Source organism: Faecalibacterium sp. OF04-11AC (assembly GCF_003460645.1).
Taxonomy (GTDB): domain Bacteria; phylum Bacillota; class Clostridia; order Oscillospirales; family Ruminococcaceae; genus Faecalibacterium; species Faecalibacterium prausnitzii_I.
The window spans coordinates 1-17,190 of the sequence record NZ_QTVP01000041.1; the positions used below are offsets into that span (position 1 = coordinate 1).

Genomic DNA, 17,190 nt, shown 5'->3' on the forward strand with positions numbered 1-17,190 from the left:
CCTTTCCGGCCGGGAAAGGGGCTCTTTTGGATGTTTGGGAAACTTGTCTGAATTTGCGGGAGATTTTTCTCCAGGTTGTCCATTGTAAAGAGTCAGACTAAAGCTTTATACTAGGAGCACGGAGCGCTTTGGAAATTTGAACCCCAAAGCAGAAAAGAGAGGATATTATGCAAGAGAATAAGATTTCCCGCCGCAATTTCCTACGCGTGGCCGGTGCATCGGCTACGGCTGCTGCCGTGAGCGGTCTGGCCCCCTCGGCTGCTGCCTGTGACATCAAAAACCTGTGGAGCATGGACCTGCAGATCCTTGCTACCAGCGATACCCACGGCAAGTTTGACCCCTGGGATTACGCCGCAACAAGGAAGACGCTTCCGGCAGCGTGGCCCAGCAGGCCACTGCGATCCGGGAAGCCCGCACCAAGACCACGCTGGTGGTGGACGCGGGCGATACCATCCAGGCAAACTCGGCAGAACTGTTCCTCAATGACGATATCCACCCGATGATCGCGGCCCAGAACGCCATCGGCTATGATGTCTATGTCACCGGTAACCATGAGTACAACTATGGCATGGCCACGCTGGAAAAAGTGCTCTCCCAGCAGAAAGCCAAGGTGCTGACGGGCAACGTCTACAGCCCCGAGGGCAAACCTCTGGCAGACGGCTATACCATCATCCACAAGGGCGGTGTCAAGATCGGCGTCATCGGCATGGTCACCCCCAACATCACCCGCTGGGACTCCAAGAACCTTGAGGGCTGGACCGTCACCAACCCTGTGGACGAGAGCCGGAAGATCATCGACCAGATCAAGGATCAGGTGGATGTCATCGTTGGCGTTATGCACATGGACGTGGAGAACGAGTATGGTGTTTATGGCTCCGGTGTTACCGACCTGGCCAATGCCTGCCCGGAGTTCGATGTCATCGTGGCAGCCCACGGCCACAAGAGCATCCCCAACCAGATGATCAACAACGTGCTGGTGGTGGAGAACAAGAACGCGGGCGCTACCGTGTCTGAGATCCACCTCTACCTGCAGCGCGGCCTGGACGGCAAGTGGAAAGTGAAGAACCGCACCTCCGAGAACCTGCTGATCAAGGATTACGCGCCGGACCCCGAGCTTACCGCTCTGCTGGCCGAGTACGACGCCCGCGCCAAGGAAGACGCCGTGACGCCCATCGGTGAGCTGCGCGGCGGCGACCTGGCCCCGGCCAATGAGATCGACTGCCTGCCGCAGGCCATGATCCAGGATACCGCTCTGCTGGACTTCATCAACGAAGTGCAGATGTACTATACCGGTGCACAGGTCTCTGCAACGGCTCTGACCTCCATGACCTCCCAGATGAAAGAGGGCACCATCCGCAAGTGCGATATGGCCAGCATCTACACCTACCAGAACACCCTGTACAAGCTGCAGATGAACGGCCTGCAGCTGCGCAAGTTCATGGAGTGGTCGGCTGCGTTCTTCAAGACCTGGGAGCCGCAGGATGTCACCATCGCCTTTGATTCCTCTGTCCGCTACTACCTGTACGATGCCTTTGCAGGCGTCAAGTATGATCTGGACATCTCCAAGGAGCCGGGCAACCGCATCCGGAACCTGACCTGGATGAACGGCAAGGCCGTGCAGGATACCGATAGCTTTGTGGTGGCCGTGAACAACTACCGCGCTACCACCCAGCTGCTGGCCTATGCGGATATCTTCGCCGAGGGCGATGAGCTGCCCAAGTTGCTGGAGATCGACGTCCGTGGCGATGTGGGCGGTGTCCGCGAGCTGCTGGGCGAGTACATCCGCACCGTCAAGGGCGGCACCATCGAGCCCCATGTGGACAATAACTGGAAGATCGTGGGCAACAACTGGAAAGCTGCCGACCACGAAAAGGCTGTCCGCTTGCTGCGTGAGGGCAAGCTGGCACTCAATGAGAACGCCGACAGCCGCACCCTGCCCGGCAAGGCCATCACCACGGCAGACATTGCCGCGTTCTGATGCCTGGTTCCCCGGCAATTGACCCCTTAAAATAAGCGAAAGGACGTGCAGCTATTATGGCTGCACGTCTTTTTTGTGCAAAGATGGCTAAAAACCTCGCTGATATTCGCCATAATGTGGAAATTTTGGTGGGGGGGGGTAAACTTGCGCAAAATCATATCTTTTTGAAACGAAATATTGTATAATAAAATTAAATGTGGATGAGTCCGATGCAAAACAGCAGGCTTGGCCGGAGAGGAGACCCCGATGATAGAAAAACTGAAAAAGCTGCTGTTGTATGCCGGGGCAGAGCCAGAAGATTTTGCACGCTGTCAGATGGATGTGCAGATCGCCAACCGACATCGGCTGACCGCGTTTCTGGGCACGGCTTGTGCCTTTTTTGTGGCGCTGACCCTTGGTTCCTGTATGGTGCCGCTGCTGTATGACCATATCCCGGTTTTTGCAGTGGCCCTCATTGTCAGCCTGGGACTGCTGGCCGTGGAGCAGATGCTCCCGCAAAAGCTGGGTCTGTTTTTAAACTGGGAGATCTACGCCTTTGGAGCCATGGTCTATGGCCTGGGGATTTTCCTGGGCACGGTGCAGACCCCGGATCAGCGCGCTACCGCGTTTTTTCCGTTTCTGCTCTGTGTGCCGATGTTGTTTATGATGCGGCCCATCCTGCACATTGCCAATGTGTTGCTGTTCGACGGCATTTTTCTGGTCTGCGTCACCCGCTTCAAGGACTGGCGGGTCATCCCCATGGATGTCTGCAACGCGTTGGTGTTCGGGGCCATCTCCTGCATTGTGTCCACCTTTGTCATGAGCACGATGTACGGCAACTTTATCACCAGCAGCAAGCTGACTACCGTGGCGGAAAGCGACCTCAACACCCGGCTGCACAACCGCAATGCCTACGAGAACCGCCTGCGGGATTACCCGCTCCGGTGCAGCAACAGCCTCACCTGTGTTTACATCGACGTCAACGGCCTCCATGAGCTGAACAACACCTATGGCCACGAGGAGGGAGACAAGATGCTCCGCACCGTGGCCTGCATCCTGCGGGAGATCTTTGGGGAAGAGGACAGCTACCGCATTGGCGGAGATGAGTTTGTGGCCTTTGCGCTGGACAGCCCCGACACGGAGCTGAACGAAAACATGGAGCAGTTTGTCCGGCAGGTGGAGGAGGCAGGCTATTCCGTGGCCGTGGGCACTGCCTCCCACAGCGCGGGCGGCATTGACATTGACGCTCTCATCAAAAAGGCGGAGCAGCGGATGTATCTGGACAAAAGCAGACATTACGAACAGCTGCGGCGCGGCACCGAAGAATGAGCACAGCGCAGGGAAAACTCCCGCAGGCGCTGTGCTTTTTTGCGCCCTTATATTTCTTTTTCCGGTGGTTCGTGGTACAATATACTGTAATTGAAATTTTGGAGCGGGAGGGAACCTCATGCAGAATACGACCATTGCCGCCATTGCCACGGCACCGGGGGCGGGCGGCATCGCGGTGGTGCGGCTGTCCGGGCCGGAGAGCTATGCCGTGGCCGCGCGGGTGTTCCACCCGGCCAACCCGAACAAGAATGTGGAGGAGGCCAAAGGCTACACAGCCCTGTTTGGCTCCTTTGTGGAAGGAGACGACGCCTTTGACGAGGGCGTGGCCCTGTTTTTCCGGGAACCCCACAGCTACACCGGGGAGGACGTGGTGGAGCTTTCCTGCCACGGCGGCAGTGCGGTGGCCCGGCGGCTGGTGGAAGCCTGCATTGCCGCAGGCGCAGCCCCGGCAGCTCCCGGCGAGTATACCCGCCGCGCGTTCCTCAACGGCAAAATGAGCCTGACCCAGGCGGAAGCCGTCATGGACATTATTTCGGCAGACGGCAAACAGGGAGCGGCGCTGGCCAACGCGTCCCTCTCCGGCGCGCTGGCGAAAAGATCGGCGCCGAAAAAGAGGCCCTGACCGGCCTGCAGGCCCATCTGGCTGCCTGGGTGGATTTCCCGGAAGAAGATGTCCCCGAGCTGGACGACGCCCACCTGCACACGGTGCTGGGGCAGGTCCAGCAGGAGCTGGACGGCCTGATAAAAAACTATGACGCCGGGGCCGTGCTCCGGGAGGGCGTGGACTGTGCCATTGTGGGCCGCCCCAACGCGGGCAAATCCACGCTGCTCAACCTGCTGGCCGGGTTTGACCGGGCCATTGTTACCCCGGTGGCGGGCACTACCCGCGACGTGGTGGAGCAGGCGGTGCAGCTGGGGGATATCCGGCTCAACCTGTTTGACACCGCAGGCCTGCGCCAGACCGATGACGCCATTGAGGCCGAGGGCATCCGCCGCAGCTGGAAGAAGCTGGACGAGGCCGGGCTGATCCTGGCCGTCTTTGATGGCTCGGAACCTCTGACCCGGGAAGACCTGGCCCTGGCTCAGCGCTGTGCGGGCCGCCCGGCCATTGCCCTCGTCAACAAGGAGGACAAGCCGACCCGGTTTGACGCGGAAATCATCGCGGGCGATTTTGCCATGGTGATTCCGGTCTGCTGCCAGGAAGAGGGGAGCCGGAAAGTCATCGCGGCGGCAGTGGCCCGTCTGCTGGGCACCAACCAGATCGACCCGCACGCCGCCAGCCTTTCCGGCCAGCGGCAGTTGGCCGCCGCCACCCGTGCCCGGGACGCCGTGGCCGGGGCGCTGGACGCCGTGGAGGGAGGTTTCGGGCTGGATGCCGTTTCCGTCTGTGTGGACGACGCGCTGGATGCCCTCTGTGAGCTGACCGGTGAAAATGCATCGGAAGCGGTCATCAACGAAGTATTTGAACGTTTTTGTGTGGGAAAGTAGAACCTCTCAGCCGTTTTCAGCGGCAGCTCCCCTGACAGGGGAGCCTTTGGCAAAGAGGGGAAGTTTATTGGTTTTAAGGGAAAGTTTCAAATGAACCATTTAGGAGATTATGACGTCATCGTCATTGGTGCGGGCCATGCCGGCATTGAGGCAGCCCACGCCGCCGCCACGCTGGGGGCAAAGACGGCAGTCTTTACCATGAGTCTGGATGCCATCGGCAATATGCCCTGCAACCCCAGCATCGGCGGAACTGCAAAAGGTACGTTGGTGCGTGAATTGGACGCTCTTGGCGGTGTGATGGGCCTGGCGGCGGATGCTACTTATCTGCAGAGCCGGATGCTGAACAAGGGCAAGGGCCCTGCCGTCCACGCCCTGCGCGTCCAGACCGACCGCAAGCGATACCACGAATATATGAAGCACGCGCTGGAGCTGACGCCCGGCCTTGCCATCCATCAGGCGGAAGTCGTTTCCATCGAGGTGGAGCAGGGGAGAGTCAAGGGCGTGGTGACCCAGCTCAACGGGGAATATGGGGCCAAGTGTGTTGTCATTGCCACGGGCACCAACCTGGGCGGCAAAATTTTTGTCGGGGATGCGTGGTATGCGTCCGGCCCGGACGGAATGCACGCGGCCAACGCGCTGACCGAGAGCCTGAAAGCGGCGGGCCTGCCCTTGCGGCGGTTCAAGACCGGCACCCCGGCCCGTGTCCACCGGCGGAGCATTGATTTCTCCCAGCTGGAGTGCCAGCCCGGCGACCCGGACAATGAGCTGCAGCCGTTCAGTTTCCTGACAGACACGCCCATGCACAATAAAGTGGAGTGCTGGATCGCCTACACCAACCCCACCACCCACAAGATCATTCTGGATAACATCCAGCGCAGCCCCCTTTACGGCGGTATGATCGAGGGCGTCGGCCCCCGGTACTGCCCCTCCATTGAGGATAAGGTGGTGCGGTTTGCGGGCAAGGAGCGCCACCCCATCTTTGTGGAGCCTGCGGGGAGAACACCGAGGAAATGTATTTGCAGGGCGCTTCCAGCAGCCTGCCGGAAGATGTGCAGAACGCGTTTTACCGCAGCATCAAGGGCTTTGAGCACATTGAGATCATGCGCCCGGCCTATGCCATCGAGTACGACTGTGTAGACCCCACCAGCCTGGAAGCCACACTGGAAAGCAAGCATGTCCGGGGCCTGTACGGTGCCGGGCAGTTCAACGGCACCTCCGGCTACGAGGAAGCAGCCGCGCAGGGTTTGCTGGCAGGACTGAACGCCGCCCGTAACGCCCTGGGGAAGGAACAGCTCATCCTGCCCCGGCACACCAGCTACCTCGGCACGCTGGTGGATGACCTGGTGACAAAGGGTGTGATGGACCCCTACCGGATGATGACCAGCCGGAGCGAGTACCGCCTGACCCTGCGGCAGGACAACGCTGACCAGCGCTTGACCCCCATCGGCCGGGAATACGGCCTGGTGCAGGATGACCGCTGGGCAAAGTACCAGCACACCCAGAACATTCTGGAAGCCGAGCGCCGCCGCCTGCATGAGACGCACCTCCGCACGGCAGAGCTCCGGGCCGCTATGGAGGAAGCCGGGCTTGCCCCGGCCGCCGAGGGCGGCATTGCCGAAGAGCTGCTCCGCCGCCCGGAAATTTCGTACCCGCTGGTGGCAAAGCTCATCGGCTGGGGAGAGGGGATCACCCCCATGCTGGCCGAGCGGCTGGAAACGGAGATCAAATACGCGGGTTATATCGCACGGCAGGACCGGATGATCCGGGACGTGGCGCGGCACGAGAAGACGCTCATCCCGGAGGATTTCTGCTACGAGAATCTGACGGGCCTGACGCTGGAAGCCCGCGAAAAGCTTTCCCGCATCCGCCCCAAGAATCTGGGGCAGGCGGGGCGCATCCCGGGCGTGTCGCCCTCGGATGTGGCACAACTGAGCATTGCACTGGCGGCACGCCCTCTCAGCCGCTGACGCGCCAGCTCCCCCAGAGGGAGAACCAAGACTTGCTGAAAGGAGGGAGGAACCATGGAACAACTGGTACTGTATGAGGGCCGCCCCGCGGACTGCACCGGACGGTTGGAAAAAGAAGTCCGCACCTATGATTTTCTGGACAAGCTGGGCATCCATTACTGGCGCACCGACCATGCATGGATGAAAGCCGATACCATGGAGGATTGCCATGTCATTGATGCCTGCCTGAACGCGACGGTCTGCAAAAACTTATTCCTCTGCAACCGCCAGAGGACGAACTTCTATCTGCTGATGATGCCGGGAAACAAGCCGTTCAAGACGAAAGAGCTCTCTCATCAGCTGGGCATCGCGCGGCTGAGCTTTGCGTCCCCGGAGGATATGGAGCAGTATCTGGACTGCACGCCGGGCTCTTCCTCCATCATGGGACTGATGAACGACCCGGAGAACCATGTGCAGCTGCTGCTGGACAAGGATGTGAAAGCAGGGGAGTTCATCGGGTGCCACCCCTGCATCAATACGTCCTCGCTGAAACTGTACACGAAAGATATTTTTGAAAAGTTTCTGCCTGCGGTACATCACGAGCCGATTTTTGTGGAATTGACGGGAGAATAAAGTTATGATCGACAAAGCGAGACTGGAACAGAAATGTTCCATGTGGAACATCGCCCTGACGGGCACCCAGCTGGACCAGCTGGACGCCTTTGCGCGGATCCTGGTGGACTACAACCGGAAAGTCAACCTGACTGCCATCACCGACCCGGAGGGCATTGAGGATAAGCATTTCCTTGACAGCCTGCTCTTTGCCTCCCAGCCGGAAGTGGCAGGGAAGATGGTGGATGTGGGTGCCGGTGCCGGTTTCCCCGGCATTGTGACAAAAATCTACAAGCCGGAGCTGGAGCTTACCCTGATGGAGCCCACGGGCAAGCGGGTGGAGTTTTTGAAGTATGCCTGCGCCCAGCTGGGTCTCACGGGCGTGGAGTTTGCCAAGGAGCGCGCGGAGGAAGCCGCCCGCAAGGTGTGGCGGGAGCAGTTTGATCTGGCCTCTGCCCGTGCCGTGGCAGCCCTGCCGATGCTGGCGGAGTACTGCCTGCCGCTGGTAAAAGTGGGCGGCAGCTTTTTGGCCATGAAAGGCGCTTCCGGAGAGGAAGAGCTGGCGGCCGCCCGGGGAGCCATCAAAAAGCTGGGCGGCGAGTACAAAGAGACCCGCACCCTGCACCTGCCGGGGGGCGATACCCGCACTCTCATCCTCTGCAAAAAGATTTCGCAAACTCCGACAGCCTACCCCAGAAACGGCGGAAAGATCGCAAAAAGTCCGCTGAAATAACGCAGAACTGAACAAAATATGCAACGCCCTGCCGAACGAAACTTCTGGCAGGGCGTTGCTTTTTCTGTTACACTGAGTGCAGAACGCCTGTGTTTTCCACGTTTTCCCGGGAAGGGTGGAAAACAAACCTGCAATCACTGCGAAAGGGGAAGAATTATGTTTGAACGGAAAAAATCAGCGGGAAAAATCCACGCACTGCCCATCGACGCCATCCGGCCCTCGCCATTTCAGGCCCGCACCAGCTTTGATGAGCAGGAGCTGGCCGGGCTTGCCCAGAGCATCCGGGAAAACGGCCTGCTCCAGCCCATCTCGGTACGGAAAACAGCCGATGGCAGCTATGAGCTGGTGGCGGGGGAGCGGCGGCTCCGTGCCTGCAAGCTGGCAAAGATGCAGACCATCCCGGCCATCCTCTGCAATTACAGCGACGAGCGGACCGCTGCCCTGGGCCTTTTGGAAAATCTGCAGCGGGAAAACCTGAACCCCTTTGAGCAGGCGCAGGGCCTGCGGGACGTGATGGTGCTGTGGGACTGCACCCAGGCCGAAGCGGCTAAGCGGCTGGGCATGGCACAGCCCACCCTCGCCAACAAGCTGCGGCTGCTGCAATTGACGGCCGACCAGCGGCAATTTGTGCTGGACAACGGCCTGACGGAACGCCACGCCCGGGCGGTGCTCCGCCTGCCCGAGAACCGCCGGAGTGAGGCACTTATCATGATCGCCAAGCGGAAAATGAACGCCCGCGCCACCGACCTTTACATTGACCAGCTCCTCAACGAGACACCGGGGAAGCACCGCATCTCCATGGTGAAAGACGTGCGGATCTTCGTCAACACCATCGACCACGCCATCCGTTTGATGACAGATAACGGGGTTCCGGCTACCTCTCACCGGGAAGAACGGGATGGATATATTGAGTATACGGTGCGCATTCCGACTGCGGCAGCACAGAAATAAGGAGAATTTACACGTTTTTTCTGCTTTTTTCAGCCGAAAGCGGTTCAAAAAGCGGCGCTGATGTGCTATACTAAGCTGTATAGGGGGCCTGCTGCGGGGAAAACGGCGGGTTCCGGCCTCGTAATGTTCCATGTGGAACAAATCTTTTTCCCGGGAGGAATCAAAAGCGCGTGGCAAAAATCGTTGCAGTTGCAAACCAGAAAGGCGGTGTCGGCAAGACAACGACGGCCGTCAACCTTTCGTCCTGCGTGGCAGCACTGGGGAAAAAAGTGCTGATCGTCGATCTGGACCCACAGGGCAATACCACCACGGGCTACGGCATCCCCAAACGGAGTGTCGAGCTGGGTACTTATGAAATGCTCATCGGGGAGGCGGAGCCCAAAGACGTCATCCGCAAAACCGAGTTCCGCACCGATGTCATCGGTTCCAACACCCGTCTGGCGGGCGCTGGCCTGGAAATGATCGACCTGCCCGGCCGAGAGAGCCGCCTGCGCAAGGCACTGGCGAAAGTGCAGCAGGATTACGACTTTATCTTCATTGACTGCCCGCCCAGCCTCGACCTGCTTACGCTCAACGGCCTGTGTGCCTGCGACAGCGTGCTTATCCCCATCCAGTGCGAGTATTATGCGCTGGAGGGCCTGTCGGAGCTCATCAGCACCCTGAAAACCATCCGCAAAAAGTATAACCCGTATCTGGATATCGAGGGCGTGGTCTTCACCATGTTCTCGGAGCGGCTCAACCTGACCATGCAGGTGGTGGACCAGGTCAAAAAATACTTTGGCCACAAAGTTTACAAGACCACCATCCCGCGCACCGTCCGCATCTCGGAAGCGCCCAGCTATGGCCAGCCCATCAATTTCTATGAGCCGAAAGGCAGGGGCAGCGAGGCTATATGGACCTCGCCATTGAGTTCGTCAAGAACAACCGCCCGCATGACGCGGCACCCAAGCGCCGCCGCAAGGCGGCCGAGGAGCAGGAGCCGCCCAAAAACGCGCTGGAAGAAGTATAAACACAGGGGGAAGAGAGATTCATGGCAAAAGGAAGAGGAGGCCTTGGCCGGGGGCTGGAAAGTCTGTTTGAGGACGCCGCCCCCAGCTTTGAGGCTGACACCCGGATCGAAACGCTGCCCCTGCGGGAGATCGAGCCAGACCCGGACCAGCCGCGCAAGACCTTTGATCATGACACACTGGGAGAGCTTGCCGCCAGCATCGCGGAGCACGGGCTGCTGCAGCCCATCGCGGTGCGTCCCCACGGGGTGGGGCGGTATCTCATCGTGGCCGGTGAGCGCCGCTGGCGGGCCAGCCGGATGGCGGGCCTGACCGAGGTGCCGGTCATCGTGAAAGACGTTACCGACGAGCAGGCAATGGAGCTGGCGCTGGTGGAAAACCTCCAGCGCGAGGACCTGGACCCGGTGGAAGAAGCAGCAGGCATCCGTGAGCTGATGACCCGCTGCAACCTGACCCAGGAGCAGGCGGCCCAGAAGCTGGGCAAGAGCCGGAGCGCTCTGGCCAACAGCCTGCGGCTGCTTAACCTGCCGGAAAATGTGCTGGAGCTGCTGAAAAGCGGTTTTATCACCATCGGCCACGCAAAAGTCATCCTGAGTCTGCCCACGCCGGAGCTGCAGGAGCAGGCCGCGCAGATCATCGCGGACAACCAGCTCAATGTCCGGCAGGCGGAAGCGCTCTGCAAAAAGCTGGCCAAACAGCCTGCGCGGAAGCTGACGCCGCCCACGCCTCAAAGCACCCTCCCGGTGGAGGTGGAAGAGAGCCTGAAGCAGGCCCTCGGCAACGAGGTGCGTGTGGCCTACCACGATGGCAAGGGCAAGCTGACTGTCCATTTTTACTCGGATGAGCAGCTCAAGGCTTTTGCCAACCTGCTGGGCCAGTACCAGACGTAAAATGCGATCTAAGGCGGGCCCCCGCCTTTGAACGGCACCGGAGAGGGCAGAACCTCTCCGGTGCGAACCGAAATAGAGTAAGGAGAGTAAATCATGCTTGATATCAAATTTGTCCGTGACAACCCGGACGCGGTCAAGGAAAACATCAAGAAGAAATTCCAGGACGCAAAGCTGCCGCTCGTGGATGAAGTCATCGAGAAAGATGCCAAGTACCGCGAGTGCCTGAAAGAGGTCGAGTCTCTCAAGGCCGCCCGCAACAAGCTCAGCAAGGCCAACGGCCCGCTGTTTGGCCAGCTGAAGAAGTGCACCGACGAGGCCAAGAAAGCCGAGCTGCAGGCCCAGATCGACGCCAACAACGCCGCCGTCAAGGCTGATGCCGACAAGATGGCCGAGCTGGAGGCTGAGGAGGGCAAGCTTGCCGCCCGCATCCAGGAGATCATGTACACCATCCCCCAGATGATCGACCCCAGCGTGCCCATCGGTCCCGATGACAGCTATAACGTCGAGGCACAGCGCTTCGGCGAGCCTGTCGTGCCCGATTTCCCCATCCCGTACCACACCGAGATCATGGAGAGCTTTGACGGCATTGATATGGATGCTGCAGGCCGCGTGGCTGGCAATGGCTTCTATTATCTGCTGGGCAACATCGCCCGCCTGCACGAAGCTGTGCTGGCTTACGCCCGCGATTTTATGATCAACAAAGGCTTCACCTACGTCATCCCCCCGTTCATGATGCACGGCAACGTGGTGCAGGGCGTGATGTCGTTCCCCGAGATGGACGCCATGATGTACAAGATCGAGGGTGAGGATCTGTACCTGATCGGTACCAGCGAGCACACCATGATCGGCCGTTTCATCGACCAGACCCTCGACGAGAGCAAGATGCCTCTGACCCTGACTTCCTACAGCCCCTGCTTCCGCAAGGAAAAGGGTGCCCACGGCATTGAGGAGCGCGGCATCTACCGCATCCACCAGTTCGAGAAGCAGGAGATGATCGTCGTCTGCCGCCCCGAGGAGAGCGCCGACTGGTACGAGAAGCTGTGGCAGATGTCTGTGGAGCTGTTCCGCAGCATGGAGATCCCGGTGCGTCAGCTCAACTGCTGCTCCGGCGACCTGGCTGACCTGAAAGTCAAGAGCTGCGACATCGAGGCATGGAGCCCCCGCCAGCAGAAGTATTTTGAGGTCTGCTCCTGCTCCAACCTGGGTGATGCACAGGCACGCCGCCTGCACATCCGCATCAAGGGCGAGGACGGCAAGAGCTATCTGGCCCACACCCTGAACAACACCTGCGTGGCACCTCCGCGTATGCTGATCGCATTCCTGGAGAACCACCTGCAGGCCGACGGCAGCGTTACCATCCCCAAGGTCCTGCAGCCCTACATGGGCGGCCTGGAGGTCATGGTGCCGACCAATAAGAAATAATTTTCCACAGAGTTTTCTCTGATGGTTGAAAACACCCCCGCCTGTGTGCAGCGATGCATCGGCGGGGGTGTTTTCGTGTGGAACGAAAAAAGTGAATTTTTTTGAAAAAAGATGTTGACAAAATGGGTCTGGTTGGATATAATAATAAAGCACTGTTCAAGTGCACGAAATAAATATGGCGGTATAGCTCAGTTGGCTAGAGCATTCGGTTCATACCCGAAGTGTCACCGGTTCAAATCCAGTTACCGCTACCATGTTACAGAGTTTCGCTAAGATAAGGGGGACGGTTGTCCGCAGTAGTGGATGACGAAAGTCGGAGGTTTTAGCGAAGCTCTGTATTTCTAAGGCCCGTTGGTCAAGCGGTTAAGACACGGCCCTTTCACGGCTGTAACATGGGTTCGATTCCCGTACGGGTCATAAAAAAACTCCCAATCTCAGGATTGGGAGTTTTTTTTATGCAACCCGTCCGAGGAATCGAACAGCACGGGCCGCCCGCAGGCGGCAACAGACAGCCCGGTGGGCTGTCTGTTCGTGCGCGGGTCCAAGAGAATTAGGAACGTCTCCAGAGCGAGACGACTGTTGATGATATCATTCCCGGTATTTTTCCATCATCTCTTTGAACAGCACCGCCGGAGAGGGCGGCGTGTAGGTGATGGCGTTGGCACCTGCGGCAATGGTCTCGGCAATGCTTTCTCCGGTCTTGCCGCCGCTGGCAATGATGGGAATGTCCGGAAACTGCTCCCGGATCCGCCGCACGACCTGAGGCGTCTCGGTGCTGCAGGCGACATTCAGGATCGAAGCGCCTGCATCCAGCCGCGCCTGGATGTTGGTATCGGCCTTTGTCATGGTGATGATGACTGGGATATCCACCACCCGGGAAACGGCCAGCAGATTCAGGTCCGAGATGGGGGAGTTGAGCACAACGCCCATGGCGCCCTGCCCCTCCACATCCTGGGCCAGCTGCAGGGTGCGCATCCCCTTGGTGGTGCCGCCTCCGACGCCGCAGAAGACCGGGATGTAAGAAGCCTGAATGATGGCATGGCTGATGGCCTGCTGAGGCGTGAATGGATAAACGGCAAATACGGCGTCTGCGTCACAATTGCGGATGATCGCAAGATCGGTGGTGAAAACAAAGCTTTTGAGCCGCCGCCCGTTGACCACGATGCCGCTGGCGGAATAAACTTCCTGCGGCATCCGGAGAATGTGCCGTAGGCGGCTTTCTACATTGGGAGAGGTCTTCTTTTCGGTTCCCATGGATGTGCCCTCCTGTGTCATTTTCTGGAATGGAATGAAATACAGTATAGGGAAGATCCTCCGCAAAATCAAGAAACAGGCCGTGAACAAACTGCAACAAAAAATCCCGTCGTGTCCGTTGTCCGGATGCGGCGGGATGCTTTGTTTTCTGCAGGATTCAGCGGTTGGCCTTGTGGAGATAGTCCAGAATATCCTCCGGTTTTGCAGCCAGCGCGTCGGCTCCTGCGGCGGTGAGCTCTGCTTCGCCCCGGAAACCCCAGAGCACGCCCATGGCGGGCAGGTGGGCGTTGTGGCCGGTGAGGATGTCCACATCGCTGTCTCCAATGAAAAGTGTCGTCTTGGGGTCTGCCCCGATGTCCTGCATCAGGCATAGACGCCAGCCGGGTCGGGTTTGGTGGGCACGCCTTTGCGGCTGCCCCGGATGACCGTGAACTTGCCCTTGCCAAAGTAGTGCTCCACGATCTTTCCACAAAACTCGTCGGCCTTGTTGGAAAAGACGGCCGTCTGGATGCCCTCGGCCTGCAAAGCGTCCAACAGCTCTGCCATGCCGGGATACGGGGCGGTCTTGTCCTCTTTGTGGGCATCATACCGGGCGCTGAACGCTGCCAGCGTGGCCGCCAGCTGCTCCGGCGTGCGGGCGCTCTCCGGGGAGAAAAGTTCTACCAGTTTGGGGATGCCATTGCCCACAAAGTGCTTGTAAGTTTCTACGGAAAAGGTCGGCCAGCCGTTCTGGGCACAGACCCAGTTGGCCGCGTCGGCCAGGTCGTCGATCGTGTTGAGCAGGGTGCCGTCCAGATCGAATAAAATCGTTTTTATCATGGTGATTCCTTCTTTTTGAATTCTTGGTTCTTCCGTCGAAAGACGCCCTCCAGCCGGAGGGAGATGTCGCAACGCGACAAAGGGGGATAATCTGGCGCAAAGCGCCTGAGAGGGGATGTTTCAGTGTGATTCCTGTTCCAGAGAACGCACGATCGTGTCCGCCTCCGCCAGCGGGATGCTCCGCACCCTGAGCCGCACCTGCCCGGGGAAGATCAGGGTCAAGTTGGTGCGCCGGACATTGGCCGCCCAGGGAGATTGGAACCCCATCAGGCAGAGGTCCGGGTGGAAGACGCAGATGCAGTGCAGGTAGACACCCTCCTGCCGCCGCAGGGTCACTTTGCCCTCCCGCAGCCAGATGCCCTCCCGGGTGTAGCCCATCACGGCCCCGCAGAGCAGCACAAAGAAGAAAACGGTGGGGACGAGCAGCGTCACAGTCATGGCGGGCAGGACGGTGACAGACACCAGCGAGAGCAGGGCGCAGAGCGCAAAGGGGATGCCTGCCGGTACAAAAAAGATGAGGCTGCGCTGGGTGGTGTCGGCCCGGACGTCCGGTGGCATCTGGAATTCCGGCAGCAGCTCCCGGAACAGTGCCTCGCCGCCGGAGCGGTAGACGAAGAGCGGAAGCTCCGGCGTGCAGCAGCCCGCCGTGACAAACACCGGCCAGCGCTTGAGCACCCGGGCCGCCGGGGAGACCCGGACGTCGGCATAGCTGATCTGGGCCGATCGCACCCGGCACTCAAAGCGGTCGATCCAGCCGCCCCGGCTCCCGATCTGCGTTGCCGTGTGCCAGACCTCGTAGTGCACGGTCTGGGCAAAGCTGCGTGCCAAACTGGCCCCGAACAGTGCCGTTGCCAGCGTCAGCAGCCAGGCCGCGCCCGCCGGCAGCCACCGAGCTGCAAAGGCCGCCAGATGCCCAAGATGGGCAAACGCCAGCGTCTCAGCATCCAGCGGGAGCTGCCGCGTCTGCCGGATGGCCAGCGCCACCAGCGCCAGCGTGGAAATGCCGTTGGCTCCCAGCAGTACCAATGCGGCCCGCTCACTCCCGGCGGGGGTGTGGAGTAGGCGTTTCAATGGGGAGCAGGCGGTCCGCCAGCTCCCGGGCGTCGGCCCGGTGCAGGCAGAGGGGGATCACATGCTTCTGCGGCTGCCCGGCGGGGTAAAGGGTGATCTTTGTCGCCCCGCCCAGCCGGAACAGCGCGGGCCGCTCCAGCGTCAGGGCTGCCAGCGCTTCCCCCCGGATGGTCGTGTCCAGTTTGAACAGTAGCTTCCAGCGCAGGTGCAGGACTCCGGCCTCGTCCAACTGCCAGCTGCTGAAGCGCAGGATGACCCAGCTCACCCCGCAGAGCAGGGCAAACAGGATGGCGTCCTGCCGCAGAGCCGTCCAGAATGCGGGCCAGTTCCGCTCAAACAGCACGTTGACGAGGGGGATGAGGTAGACCGCCAGCGTTTTGCGCAGAAAGCGCAGGGCTGCAAACGGGTGGAAGCGCTTTTCTTCTGTTGGAAAGCTGGGCCGCGGGTTGGGCGTTGTCATAGCAGCTCCTCCGCCAGTGCGTGGGCCAGCGCCCCGGCCTGCGCGGCGGGGACAGCGGGCAGGAACATCCGGGAGCCGGGGGCCGAGATGATGAGCACCGAGGCCCCGGCCAGCCGCAGCAGCGGGGTGCGCAACTGCTGGACGCCCGTGACGGCCCGGCGGGGGAACACCTGCCGCACCGGCAGCACGATGCCGGAATACACCGTCAGGGTGCGGGCCCCCAGCACCGCTGCAAAGCTGCAGGCCCGGCACCGCGCCAGAAACACCAGCACGGCCCAGAGCGCGGCAAACACAAGGCCGGGCAGAATGCCCTGCCAGAACACGAACGGCGCGGCCAGCAGGCCGGGCACCGCCGCCCAGACACAGAGCACCGCCCGGCCTTTGGGCGGGATGATGACGGCCGTGCGCCGCAGCTCCCGCTCTGTCACTTGTCGGTCAGGCCCCAGGCCTCGGTCAGGAGGTGGAGGGAGTCATCCTGCGTCAGGCAGAGGATGCGGTCCCAGGGCAGCAGCACCGTGTTGCCGTGGGGGATGATGAACTCCGTGTCGCGGGTGATGCTGACCAGAATGGTGTCGCCCGGGATGGGAATTTCCATCACCTGCTTGCCCGCAAACTGGAAATCCGCCGGCAGCAGGATCTCATTCAGGCTGGCGGTGCCGCCGCCCAGGCTCAGCAGCTGGCGGATGTTGTCCGTCTCGATCTCCCGCTCCAGAATGTGGCTCAGGTTGTCGGTGCCGCAGACCACGGTGTCCACGCCCAGAGTGTGGAGCAGGCCCCGGTTTTTGGGGTTGGAGGCCCGGGCCACGGTGCGGTTCACGCCAAACTCCTGCTTGGCGATCTGGCAGGCCACGAGGTTGTCCTCGTCGGAGCCGGTCACGGCCACAAAGGCGTCGCAGCTGGCCACGTCGGCGGTGCGCAGGGTGTCGATGCTGATGGAGTTCCCGCAGATGACCGAGATGTCCAGCGTATCGGCCAGCATCCGGCACTGAGCCTCCACCGGCTCAATGATGACCACCTTGTGGCGGTTGGCCAGCAGATTCTGGGCCAGATACCGCCCCACCCGGCCGCCGCCTGCAATACAAACTTTCATATCAATACCTCTTATTACAGAATGTAGTAAAACCCCTCAGCCGCCTGCGGCGAAAGCCGTTCCCCTTTCGGCACTTGCGTGCCACCTCCCCGCCGGGGCGAGTCTTTCCTGACAGGGGAGCCTTTGGCAAATAGGATTGGTTTTCCAGGAGGGATCAATTG

The 17,190-nt window shown here is 60.3% G+C and carries 14 protein-coding genes, 2 tRNA genes and 3 pseudogenes; 12 read left to right on the forward strand and 7 right to left on the reverse strand.

Translation table 11 applies throughout. From position 1 onward, the window contains the following. Window positions 1–379: 379 nt before the first annotated feature. The 12 genes and pseudogenes from DXA70_RS12650 to DXA70_RS12705 all read left to right on the forward strand — a co-directional run bounded on the left by DXA70_RS12650 (window position 380) and on the right by DXA70_RS12705 (window position 12,752). Window positions 380–1,978 (forward strand): 5'-nucleotidase C-terminal domain-containing protein, encoded by a 1,599-nt coding sequence (locus DXA70_RS12650; protein ID WP_243001398.1) that lies wholly within the window; start codon window positions 380–382, stop codon window positions 1,976–1,978. A 246-nt stretch (window positions 1,979–2,224) separates the two neighbouring features. Continuing rightward, entirely contained in the window at window positions 2,225–3,286 is a 1,062-nt protein-coding gene (locus DXA70_RS12655; protein ID WP_128118673.1) for a GGDEF domain-containing protein, read from the forward strand. A 118-nt stretch (window positions 3,287–3,404) separates the two neighbouring features. Next, window positions 3,405–4,774, forward strand: a pseudogene (gene mnmE, locus DXA70_RS12660) (tRNA uridine-5-carboxymethylaminomethyl(34) synthesis GTPase MnmE). Between the two features lie 90 nt (window positions 4,775–4,864). Then, window positions 4,865–6,741 (forward strand): annotated as a pseudogene (gene mnmG / locus DXA70_RS12665) (tRNA uridine-5-carboxymethylaminomethyl(34) synthesis enzyme MnmG). A gap of 54 nt (window positions 6,742–6,795) precedes the next feature. Continuing rightward, on the forward strand, window positions 6,796–7,353 hold the full coding sequence (locus tag DXA70_RS12670) for a prolyl-tRNA synthetase associated domain-containing protein (protein WP_347553570.1): 558 nt from the start codon (window positions 6,796–6,798) through the stop codon (window positions 7,351–7,353). 4 nt (window positions 7,354–7,357) lie between these two features. Further along, on the forward strand, window positions 7,358–8,065 hold the full coding sequence (gene rsmG / locus DXA70_RS12675) for a 16S rRNA (guanine(527)-N(7))-methyltransferase RsmG (RefSeq protein WP_128118674.1): 708 nt from the start codon (window positions 7,358–7,360) through the stop codon (window positions 8,063–8,065). Window positions 8,066–8,221: 156 nt separating this feature from the next. Continuing rightward, entirely contained in the window at window positions 8,222–9,016 is a 795-nt protein-coding gene (locus DXA70_RS12680; RefSeq protein ID WP_128118675.1) for a ParB/RepB/Spo0J family partition protein, read from the forward strand. Window positions 9,017–9,186: 170 nt separating this feature from the next. Continuing rightward, window positions 9,187–10,025: pseudogene (locus DXA70_RS12685) on the forward strand (ParA family protein). 21 nt (window positions 10,026–10,046) lie between these two features. Then, complete coding sequence (locus tag DXA70_RS12690) at window positions 10,047–10,913, forward strand: ParB/RepB/Spo0J family partition protein (RefSeq protein WP_128118676.1); 867 nt, start codon at window positions 10,047–10,049, stop codon at window positions 10,911–10,913. A 93-nt stretch (window positions 10,914–11,006) separates the two neighbouring features. Further along, window positions 11,007–12,335, forward strand: coding sequence for a serine--tRNA ligase (serS, locus tag DXA70_RS12695; RefSeq protein WP_112148537.1), 1,329 nt, complete (start codon window positions 11,007–11,009; stop codon window positions 12,333–12,335). Between the two features lie 177 nt (window positions 12,336–12,512). Further along, window positions 12,513–12,589 (forward strand) — tRNA-Met (locus DXA70_RS12700). A gap of 91 nt (window positions 12,590–12,680) precedes the next feature. Then, window positions 12,681–12,752, forward strand: a tRNA-Glu gene (locus DXA70_RS12705). A gap of 171 nt (window positions 12,753–12,923) precedes the next feature. Here DXA70_RS12705 and DXA70_RS12710 read toward each other — a convergent pair. The 7 genes from DXA70_RS12710 to DXA70_RS12730 all read right to left on the reverse strand — a co-directional run bounded on the left by DXA70_RS12710 (window position 12,924) and on the right by DXA70_RS12730 (window position 17,029). Further along, window positions 12,924–13,589: a hydrolase gene (locus DXA70_RS12710; protein WP_128118677.1), complete on the reverse strand. Its 666-nt coding sequence runs from the start codon at window positions 13,587–13,589 to the stop codon at window positions 12,924–12,926. Window positions 13,590–13,746: 157 nt separating this feature from the next. Continuing rightward, the gene (locus tag DXA70_RS15595) at window positions 13,747–13,953 is read right to left on the reverse strand and encodes an HAD hydrolase-like protein (protein ID WP_347553571.1); all 207 of its coding nucleotides are present in this window, start codon (window positions 13,951–13,953) and stop codon (window positions 13,747–13,749) included. After that, the gene (locus DXA70_RS12715) at window positions 13,953–14,408 is read right to left on the reverse strand and encodes an HAD hydrolase-like protein (RefSeq protein ID WP_347553572.1); all 456 of its coding nucleotides are present in this window, start codon (window positions 14,406–14,408) and stop codon (window positions 13,953–13,955) included. The genes DXA70_RS15595 and DXA70_RS12715 overlap by 1 nt, the downstream gene beginning before the upstream one ends. 120 nt (window positions 14,409–14,528) lie before the next feature. Further along, window positions 14,529–15,434, reverse strand: coding sequence for a hypothetical protein (locus DXA70_RS14890; protein WP_243001399.1), 906 nt, complete (start codon window positions 15,432–15,434; stop codon window positions 14,529–14,531). A 10-nt stretch (window positions 15,435–15,444) separates the two neighbouring features. Further along, a complete protein-coding gene (locus DXA70_RS14895) occupies window positions 15,445–15,939 on the reverse strand; it encodes a hypothetical protein (RefSeq protein ID WP_243001400.1) in 495 nt (164 codons plus the stop codon). Then, the gene (locus DXA70_RS12725) at window positions 15,936–16,367 is read right to left on the reverse strand and encodes a hypothetical protein (protein WP_112148540.1); all 432 of its coding nucleotides are present in this window, start codon (window positions 16,365–16,367) and stop codon (window positions 15,936–15,938) included. Before DXA70_RS12725 ends, DXA70_RS14895 begins: the two co-directional genes overlap by 4 nt. Continuing rightward, the gene (locus tag DXA70_RS12730; RefSeq protein ID WP_128118678.1) at window positions 16,364–17,029 is read right to left on the reverse strand and encodes an NAD-binding protein; all 666 of its coding nucleotides are present in this window, start codon (window positions 17,027–17,029) and stop codon (window positions 16,364–16,366) included. Before DXA70_RS12730 ends, DXA70_RS12725 begins: the two co-directional genes overlap by 4 nt. Window positions 17,030–17,190: the final 161 nt, after the last annotated feature.

Excerpts from the sequence above, each read along its gene's own strand:
- serS (WP_112148537.1), top strand. The coding sequence starts at position 11,007 with ATGCTTGATATCAAATTTGTCCGTGACAACCCGGACGCGGTCAAGGAA.
- DXA70_RS14895 (WP_243001400.1), bottom strand. The coding sequence starts at position 15,939 with ATGACAACGCCCAACCCGCGGCCCAGCTTTCCAACAGAAGAAAAGCGC.
- DXA70_RS15595 (WP_347553571.1), bottom strand. The coding sequence starts at position 13,953 with ATGCAGGACATCGGGGCAGACCCCAAGACGACACTTTTCATTGGAGAC.
- DXA70_RS12715 (WP_347553572.1), bottom strand. The coding sequence starts at position 14,408 with ATGATAAAAACGATTTTATTCGATCTGGACGGCACCCTGCTCAACACG.
- DXA70_RS12655 (WP_128118673.1), top strand. The coding sequence starts at position 2,225 with ATGATAGAAAAACTGAAAAAGCTGCTGTTGTATGCCGGGGCAGAGCCA.
- DXA70_RS12690 (WP_128118676.1), top strand. The coding sequence starts at position 10,047 with ATGGCAAAAGGAAGAGGAGGCCTTGGCCGGGGGCTGGAAAGTCTGTTT.
- rsmG (WP_128118674.1), top strand. The coding sequence starts at position 7,358 with ATGATCGACAAAGCGAGACTGGAACAGAAATGTTCCATGTGGAACATC.
- DXA70_RS12710 (WP_128118677.1), bottom strand. The coding sequence starts at position 13,589 with ATGGGAACCGAAAAGAAGACCTCTCCCAATGTAGAAAGCCGCCTACGG.
- DXA70_RS12680 (WP_128118675.1), top strand. The coding sequence starts at position 8,222 with ATGTTTGAACGGAAAAAATCAGCGGGAAAAATCCACGCACTGCCCATC.
- DXA70_RS12730 (WP_128118678.1), bottom strand. The coding sequence starts at position 17,029 with ATGAAAGTTTGTATTGCAGGCGGCGGCCGGGTGGGGCGGTATCTGGCC.
- DXA70_RS12670 (WP_347553570.1), top strand. The coding sequence starts at position 6,796 with ATGGAACAACTGGTACTGTATGAGGGCCGCCCCGCGGACTGCACCGGA.